Source organism: Pseudoduganella sp. RAF53_2, from assembly GCF_052113985.1.
Taxonomy (GTDB): Bacteria; Pseudomonadota; Gammaproteobacteria; order Burkholderiales; family Burkholderiaceae_D; genus Rugamonas.
The window spans coordinates 1-8,302 of the sequence record NZ_JBFRDW010000233.1; the positions used below are offsets into that span (position 1 = coordinate 1).

The following is an 8,302-nucleotide window of genomic DNA, read 5'->3' on the forward strand; positions in this document are numbered from 1 at the left end:
GTGCCTTCAGTGTGCGGGCAACGCGGTTGCCTTCGTTGTAGGCGTAAGTGGACGCGGGCAGGCGGCCGTTGGCGGCAGCGGTCACGGCGCTCGGCACGGACTGTTTCATTTCCACGATCACGTCGTCCGAAGTCGAAGACGACGGGCCTTCCAGCAGCAGGTAGTAGCGCAGTTTGCCCAGACTGCCGACGCCGGAGCCCAGCTTCTGGCGGATATCTTTCACGGCGTAGTAGCCGGACGCATAGCGCTTGGACGAAGCGATCGAGTTCACGTAGTCGCCCATCGACGCCACCAGCGCATTGTAAGTCGCGGCAGGAACCACCTGCAGCTGCGCGGTGGTCTGAAACACGCGCGCCGCGCCATTCAGCTGGGTGTATTTGGACAGCAGGCTGCTGCGCGAATCGGCGGCGCCGGCATTGATGGTGTCCTGCACCACGCCGCTGGTGTTGCCGGATTTGAGCTGGAAGGTCAGTTCATCGCTGGTGCCTTTGAAGGCGTCCATCTTGTCCAGGTAGGCACCCGCCACGGTGTTGATGGCGGTGGTGATGTCCGCATCGGAGATACCGTTCTCGCGGCCTGCCAGGATCATGCTGACCGCCATGCGGCGCAGGTCCCACACGAACTGGCCCAGATAGCCTTCGTCGAAATCGCCGGCGGCAAAGACTTGCGCACCGCCGCTGTCGCGCACGGAGCCGAAGTTGCCGAGGTGGGTGTCGCCGCCCAGCCACGTGTAGCCGGTCTGCACGCTGGTGTAGAGCGAAGCAGGCAGGGTGGCCATGTCCTGGTAGAAGATGTGGGCCGTGCCACGGTAGAACAGGAAGGGACTGTTCGCCATGGTGGACATCTTGGTCGCCAGGTCCGCGCTGCCGGTGGCGGCGAACTGGTGGTTGTAGTTGTACACCTGGCTCACGACCCAGGATGAGCGCGAAGATGCTGCGTTTGCAGAAAGGGAGAGCATGGCGCTGGCAATCAGCAGGGCGATTTTCTTCATTGTCCYTATTTCCTCACGGCCGTTTCAAATGGCCGCGAGTATAGGAAAGGAAGATGACCGCCCTGTGACTGCCAGTGTCGTTAATCCAACAGATTCAGGATGCCATCGAGGCCGACGAAGTTCAGCGCCACGCTGGCCTGCTCGCGTACCACCGGCTTGGCGCGGAAGGCGACGGAGAGGCCGGCAATGCTCATCATCTTCAGGTCGTTGGCGCCATCGCCCATGACGATGGCCTGGTCCGGCGTGATGCCGAGCGCGGCGCACACATGTTCCACGGTCTTCTTCTTGGCTTCCGCATCCACGATTTCGCCAAGCACGCGGCCGGTCAGCTTGCCGTCGCTGATTTCCAGCTCATTGGCGCGGGTGAAGTTCAGACCCAGCTTCTGTTTCAGGTGGTCGGTGAAATAAGTGAAGCCACCGGAAACCAGCAGGGTTTGCAGGCCAGCGGCCTGCACGGCTTGCAGCATGCGCTCCGCACCCGGCGACAGGCGCAGGCGCTCGTCGTACACGCGTTGCAGCGCGGAGGCGTCCAGGCCTTCCAGCAGCGCCACGCGGCGGCGCAGGCTTTCAGCGAAATCCAGCTCGCCGCGCATGGCAGCTTCGGTGATTTCGGATACTTGCGGCTTGAGACCCTGCATGTCCGCGATTTCATCGATGCACTCGATGGTAATCAGGGTGGAGTCCATGTCCATTGCCACCAGGCGGAAATCGCTCAGGTGGCGGCGGCCCATCATATAAGTGGCATCCAGCTGGGCGGCGTGCGCGGCGACCTCGATGGTCTGGCGCAGTGCCGGGGAATAGCTGATGCCTTCGCAGCGTACGGCATGTTCCGAAACGCGGTGAACGGACTTGGGTGCGGTCAGGGCGGCAATGCGCTCCAGCCGTGCATCGCAGTCGCCGGTGCCCTGCAGCACCAGATTCATCGTGATATCGTCTTTCTTCATCAGGCGGTCAATTGTTTGATTGCGGTCTTAATCTGATTCACGCGTGCCGTCAGGTCGGGCATGTTCGCGGTTATCTTCAGTTTATCCTGTCCTGCCAGTTTGATGTGGCGCTGATTCTGGATCAGGTGAATGATGCGCATCGGATCGATGGGCGGCTTGGGCATGAATTGCAGGTTGGCTGCTTCACTATGTGCGTCGATCTTGATGATGCCGACGGTCTTGGCCGCGATGCGCAGGCGGTGGGTCTCCACCAGCGCCTTGGCCTGCTCCGGCAGTTTGCCGAAGCGGTCGATCAGTTCTTCCTGCAGATTGTCGATGGCGTCCTGCGCTTCGCAGTTGGCCAGGCGCTTGTAAATGGACAGGCGCTCGTGCACGTCGCCGCAGAAATCCGCGGGTAGCAGGGCTGGGACGTGCAGATTGATTTCGGTGGTCGTTGCCAGCGGCGCCGCCAGATCGGGCTCCTTGCCCGCCTTCAGCGCGCGCACGGCTTCGTTTAGCATGTCGGTGTACAGCTGGAAGCCCACTTCCAGCATTTCGCCGGACTGGTTCTCGCCCAGCACTTCGCCGGCGCCACGGATTTCCAGGTCGTGCATGGCGAGATAGAAGCCGGAACCCAGTTCTTCCATTTGCTGAATCGCGTCCAGACGGCGCTGCGCCTGTTTGCTCAGGCCCTGCACATCGTTGACCAGCAGATAAGCGTATGCCTGGTGGTGCGACCGGCCGACGCGGCCGCGCAGCTGGTGCAGCTGGGCCAGGCCGAACTTGTCGGCACGGTGCATGATGATGGTGTTCGCGGTCGGCACGTCGATGCCGGTTTCGATAATCGTGGTGCACAGCAGGATGTTGTAGCGCTGGGCCACGAAATCGCGCATCACTTTTTCCAGATCGCGCTCGTGCATCTGGCCGTGCGCCACGGCGATGCGGGCTTCCGGCAGCAGTTCGGTCAGCGCGGCCAGACGGTTCTGGATGGTTTCGACTTCATTGTGCAGGAAGTAGACCTGGCCGCCGCGCTTCAGCTCACGCAGCACGGCTTCGCGGATGATGGAGCCGTTTTCGTTACGCACGAAGGTCTTGATGGCCAGGCGCTTTTGCGGCGCGGTGGCAATGACGGAGAAGTCGCGCAAGCCTTCCAGCGCCATACCCAGCGTACGCGGGATCGGCGTCGCGGTCAGCGTCAGCACGTCCACCTCGGCGCGCAGGGACTTCAGCGCTTCCTTCTGGCGCACGCCGAAACGGTGTTCCTCGTCGATGATGACCAGGCCCAGTCTTGTGAATTTCACGTCGTCGGACAGCAGCTTGTGCGTGCCGATCACGATGTCCACGGTACCGTCCTGCATGCCTTTGATGGCGTTGGCGATCTCTTTGCCGGTGCGGAAACGGGACATCTCGGCAATGCGCACCGGCCAGTCCGCAAAGCGGTCGGCGAAGGTCTGCGCATGCTGCTCGGCCAGCAGGGTGGTCGGCGCGAGAATCGCGACCTGCTTGCCGCCCATGACGGCAATGAAGGCGGCGCGCAGCGCGACTTCCGTTTTGCCGAAGCCCACGTCGCCGCACACCAGGCGGTCCATCGGTTTGCCGGACGTCATATCCTTCATCACGTTCAGGATGGCGGCTGCCTGGTCCGGCGTTTCGTCGAAGCCGAAACTCTCGGCGAAGCGCTCGTAGTCCTGCGACGAATATTCGAAAGCGTGGCCCTGGCGCGCAGCGCGGCGGGCGTAAAGGTTCAGCAGCTCGGCGGCGGTGTCGCGCACCTGCTCGGCGGCTTTGCGTTTGGCCTTTTCCCACTGGCCGGAGCCCAGGGTGTGCAGCGGCGCATCTTCCGGCGAACCGCCGGAGTAGCGCGAAATCACGTGCAACTGGGAGACGGGCACATACAGCTTGGTGTCCTTGGCGTATTCCAGATGCAGGAACTCCGTCTCGCCTTCGCCCAGGTCCATGCTGGTCAGGCCCATGTAGCGGCCGATGCCATGGTTGATGTGCACCACCGGGTCGCCGATCTTCAGTTCGGACAGGTCGCGCACCATGGACTCGACCTGGGTCACAGCCTCCTGCTTCTTCTTGCCGACGCGGCGGCCGGTGCCGGCATACAGTTCGGTTTCGGTGATGAACGTCAGTCCATCTTCCAGCTCAAAGCCTGCATGCAGCGGCGCCACGCCCAGCACGAACTTGGCGTCGGATGCGAGGAAGCCCTCATAGCCTTCCACCGGCGGCGGCGCCAGGTCGAATTCGGCGAAATACTGCTGCAGCGTTTCGCGGCGGCCGTTGGTTTCGGCGCAGATCATGACGCGGCGCTTGGTCTGCATCAGGTAGGAACGCAGATTGGTCAGCGGATCGTCCAGGTGCCGGTTGACGGCGATGTTTGGAATCGGCGCGCTCAGCTCCGATGCCGGCGCGGACATATCGCGGCTGATCGCGATGCGTGCATGCGGCTTGGCCTGGATGAAGAACTGCTCGTCGCCGAGGAAGATCTGGTCCGGCGGCAGAATCGGGCGCTCGCGGTCGGCCTTCAGGAATTTGTAGCGCGATTCGGTATCGGCCCAGAAGCGCTTGATGGACGCATCGATGTCGCCAATCATGGCCAGCGCCGCACCTGCCGGCAGGTAGTCGAAGATGGTCGCCGTCTCTTGGAAGAACAGTGGCAGGTAGTATTCGATACCGGCGGAAGCGATGCCGCTGCTGATGTCTTTGTAGACCACGGAGCGTGACGGATCGCCTTCAAACGTTTCGCGCCAGCGGCTGCGGAAGGTGGTGCGCGCGGCTTCGTCCATCGGGAATTCGCGGCCGGGCAGCAGGCGCACTTCCTTCACCGGATACAGTGAACGCTGGGTGTCCGCATCGAAGGTGCGGATGGTTTCCACCGTGTCGCCGAACAGGTCGAGGCGATAAGGCAGGGCGGAACCCATCGGGAACAGGTCGATCAGTCCACCGCGCACCGAGTATTCGCCTGGCGACATCACCTGCGTCACGTGGGTGTAGCCGGCCAGGGTAAGCTGCGACTTCAGCTTCGCTTCATCCAGCGATTCGCCCTGCTTGAAGAAGAAGGTATAGGCGGCCAGGAAAGACGGCGGCGCCATGCGCACCAGCGCGGTGGTGGCCGGAACCAGCACCACATCGCACTGGCCGGTCTGGATCTCATGCAGGGTGGCCAGACGTTCGGACACCAGGTCCTGGTGCGGGGAGAAGGCGTCGTAAGGCAGGGTTTCCCAGTCCGGCAGCAAGTGGCAACGCAGCTTGCCTTCAGCGAACCATGGAATCTCTTCCAGCAGGCGCTGACCATCGCTGGCCTGGGCCACGATCACGGCCAGCATCTGGCCGCGCGACTTCAGTTCAAGGGCTGTTTGCGCGAGTGCATAGGCATCCGCGGAGCCGAACAGATTGGGCAGGACAAAGCGGTTGCCGGGTTTGGGTATTGCTTTTTTTAAGTCAAAGGACATGCAGAAACGTGGGCGCTGTGGATGTCTGGCCCCACATTATAGTGCAAGCCCTTAGGGGACGCCGCCAGCCGCGCCCGGCCGGCGGCGCTGCCTCATTCGTAGGCAGTCAGGCGTTTCTGCTCCTGGACTGTGAACTGGGAATCGCGCAGCTGCTGCATGGTGACTTCGTTGGCGCCCTGCAGGCGGGCGCGGTCGGCGCGGTAGGCGGCAATGCGGCGCTGCCAGTCGGCTTCCTCGCGGTCCACGTCGGCCAGCCGGGCGGCTGCTTCCGGCGATAGCGCGGCGGCGCGCAGGCGATAGACTTCGTTATCATCGGCGCCCTGGCTGCGGGCTTGCTGCACGGCCGCTTCCAGGCTCAGGATCTTGACCGGCGCATCGCGCTCGGCCTTTTCGGCTGCCGACAGTTTGCCGTCCAGCGCCGACAGCTGCGCGCGGCGCTGGGCGTCGCTCAGTTGCTTGTCCTGGGTGATTTCCAGCCGCGCGATGGCGTCACGGTCGCGCGCATCGGAGGCGCCAAACAGACCTGCCAGCTCGGCGGCGCTGAAATAATCCCTGCGTAGCCTTTGCATGGCTTCCAGCCGGGCGCGCGCAGCCTTGGCCTGGTCCGGCGACGGCTTCAGCTTGCCCTCCAGGTCCGCCAGCGCGTGCTTGTAGGCGAGGTAGCGGTCGAGCAGGGCGATGGCCTCGGCTGCGGCGATCGGCGTCAGGCGCTGGCGCAGATCGCGCTCGATGCCGGCGCGGATGGCCGGCAAATCCTGCTCGCCCAGCGACGACAGGTAGTAATCAAAGAGATGCGTCAGCTCTTCATTGATGACCAGATGGCCGGCGTCGCTGCGGATGTCGCCGTCCGGCCGTGTTCCGGCCATTGAGGGGGCGAATGCGGTGGAGGTGACATCGCCAGCGGCGGCATTGCCCCCCGCAGCCGGCGCAGATTGCGCGCTGGCGGCAGGCAGCGGCGCCTGGCCCTGCGGCCACAGCACCCAGATGGCGGGCGCCACAGCCGCAAGGGCTAAAGCGAGATAGCGCAGCAGTTTCACAGGCCCAGGCCCTGCAAGCGGTTGGCCTGTTGGCGGTACAGCGTGACAGGATCAGTCTCGAACAGATTCGTGATACCGATCAGCTGGTTCACCTCATCCAGGTGGTTGAGGGCGTAATCGTCGCGGATCACGCGGCCCAGATGGCTGGAGCAGCTGGCGACCAGGCCGTCGTTCTTCGCGCCGCCAAACGCCAGGCCCGTCAGCGCCAGGAAAGGATCGGCAGCGTCGAACACATTGGTGTAAGGCTGGGCGCCGCTCCAGGAGAAGTAATACACGCCATGCACCTGATACGCGCCTTCGCCGCACGCGGACGTCGGCACGCCTTCAGGATGGGCCGCGTTGAAGGCCGCGGTGCCTGCCGTGCTCAGCGACACCGCCGCCGCGCGCGAGCTTTGCGGGTACGTCGAGCTGCCGGACAGAAGGCTGATCAGGCTGGCCAGTCCGTTCGCCACGTCGTAAGCCACATCCGGTGCCGCGCCGATCAGCACGTCCGCCACCTTGGAACCCTTGTTCACGCCGCCCACGCTGGTGACGGACGCCACCAGGTCCGGCCGCACCGACGCCACATAGCGTGCTGTCGGGCCGCCGTGACTGTGGCCGATCAGGTTGACCTTGGACGCGCCCGTGGCAACCAGGATCTGTTTGACTTGCAAGAGCAATTGTTCGCCGCGCACCTCGGTGCTGTTAGCGGCGGACACGGTGGTCACGTACACGGTTGCGCCGCCGCTGCGCAGGGCCGGTGCAATGCCGTAGAAGTAATCGACCGGGCCGATATTGTCGAAGCCGAACAGTCCGTGCACGAGCACGATGGGATAGCGGGTCTGGGTATAGCCGGTGGCCCAGGACGGCAGGGCCAGGCAGGCGAGCAGCAGTGCGGACAGGCACGTCAGGATGCGTTTCTTCATTTTGTCTCCGTGTGAAGGAACTACGTTCAAGGGCCGGGCATTGCCCCGTCCGATCTGCGCCGGTTAGAAAAGCGAGCAGCTGCTCGGTTTTCAAAATTTAGCACCGTATTTTAAGGAAGAAAGGGCATTTCGCAAAAATTCCGGCGTTCTGTTCTGGTCGGAAATTTAACGTTGTTTTAATGAGCTATAATCTTTCAGCACTCAACAAACGGAGCCAGCGTTGCCGGGCAGTTTCGACTTCAAGCAATTCCAGGCCAGCACGCCGCTCGACGGCGACAGCATCTGGTCCTGGCTTCTCACGCGCAATGCCGGGCGCATCACCGTCAAGCGCCCCAAGCCCGCGCTGGAAAATCTCGAACGCATCTTCGCCGCCACCTTCCGCCTCGCCAATGAGGTGGGCTTCCGCGCCATGACCTTGCGCGACTTGTGCCGTGAAACCGGGCTGTCCATGGGCGGCTTGTATGGCTATATCGACAGCAAGGACCAGCTGGCGGAAATGATTGAAGACGTGGTGCGCCATTGCAGCTCGGCCGTGCCGGAGTGGTACGCGGATATCGAGAATCCGCGCGAACGCCTGGAAGCCATGGTGCGCGGCTGGATTTATCTTTCCGAGTTGCTGCAGCCCTGGTTCTACTTCGTCTACATGGATTCGCGCGTGCTCAAGCCCGAACAGCGCGCCACTGCCAAGGAAGCCGAGCTCCACGTTCAGGCTGTGATTGCAGACACCATCCGCAAGGTGGAGCCGCCGCGCCAGTGCAATCCCGATCTGCTGGCGGCGCACTGCCTGGCCGCCTTCCAGGACTGGTATGTAAAGCGCTGGAAGTATCGCGCCGCCAAGGTCGATGTGGACGATTTCGCCGCCAGCGTGGTGGCGGTGCTGCGCAACGGCTTGTCCTGATTTCAATGTTGTTACGCCTGCGTCAGGCGTACGCCACAGTCCTCCCAAATCTCGTTGACGCTCGGGAATTTTCGACCGATAGTCGTCGTACGA

Annotated in this window: 6 protein-coding genes; 1 reads left to right on the forward strand and 5 read right to left on the reverse strand. The window is 63.1% G+C overall.

Annotated elements, in window-relative coordinates:
- The 5 genes from AB4Z11_RS15135 to AB4Z11_RS15155 all read right to left on the reverse strand — a co-directional run.
- A partial coding sequence (locus tag AB4Z11_RS15135; RefSeq protein WP_442026072.1) for a DUF2252 family protein occupies positions 1-991 on the reverse strand: 991 nt, incomplete at its 3' end.
- 80 nt (positions 992-1,071) lie between these two features.
- Positions 1,072-1,914: a phosphoserine phosphatase SerB gene (serB, locus tag AB4Z11_RS15140; protein ID WP_442026077.1), complete on the reverse strand. Its 843-nt coding sequence runs from the start codon at positions 1,912-1,914 to the stop codon at positions 1,072-1,074.
- A 20-nt stretch (positions 1,915-1,934) separates the two neighbouring features.
- Positions 1,935-5,369, reverse strand: a complete 3,435-nt coding sequence (gene mfd, locus AB4Z11_RS15145; RefSeq protein WP_442026073.1) for a transcription-repair coupling factor — start codon at positions 5,367-5,369, stop codon at positions 1,935-1,937.
- 92 nt (positions 5,370-5,461) lie between these two features.
- Positions 5,462-6,406 carry a lipase secretion chaperone gene (locus tag AB4Z11_RS15150; RefSeq protein ID WP_442026074.1) on the reverse strand — a complete coding sequence of 315 codons (945 nt, stop codon included), beginning with the start codon at positions 6,404-6,406 and terminating at the stop codon, positions 5,462-5,464.
- Positions 6,403-7,311 (reverse strand): esterase/lipase family protein, encoded by a 909-nt coding sequence (locus AB4Z11_RS15155; RefSeq protein WP_442026075.1) that lies wholly within the window; start codon positions 7,309-7,311, stop codon positions 6,403-6,405. Before AB4Z11_RS15155 ends, AB4Z11_RS15150 begins: the two co-directional genes overlap by 4 nt.
- Before the next feature lie 220 nt (positions 7,312-7,531).
- On the opposite strand from AB4Z11_RS15155, the gene AB4Z11_RS15160 reads away from it, so the two are divergent.
- On the forward strand, positions 7,532-8,209 hold the full coding sequence (locus AB4Z11_RS15160) for a TetR/AcrR family transcriptional regulator (RefSeq protein WP_442026076.1): 678 nt from the start codon (positions 7,532-7,534) through the stop codon (positions 8,207-8,209).
- Positions 8,210-8,302: the final 93 nt, after the last annotated feature.

Bases quoted from the DNA above. Each gene is read 5' to 3' on its own strand.
- serB (WP_442026077.1), bottom strand. From the start codon at position 1,914: ATGAATCTGGTGCTGCAGGGCACCGGCGACTGCGATGCACGGCTGGAG.
- mfd (WP_442026073.1), bottom strand. From the start codon at position 5,369: ATGTCCTTTGACTTAAAAAAAGCAATACCCAAACCCGGCAACCGCTTT.
- AB4Z11_RS15155 (WP_442026075.1), bottom strand. From the start codon at position 7,311: ATGAAGAAACGCATCCTGACGTGCCTGTCCGCACTGCTGCTCGCCTGC.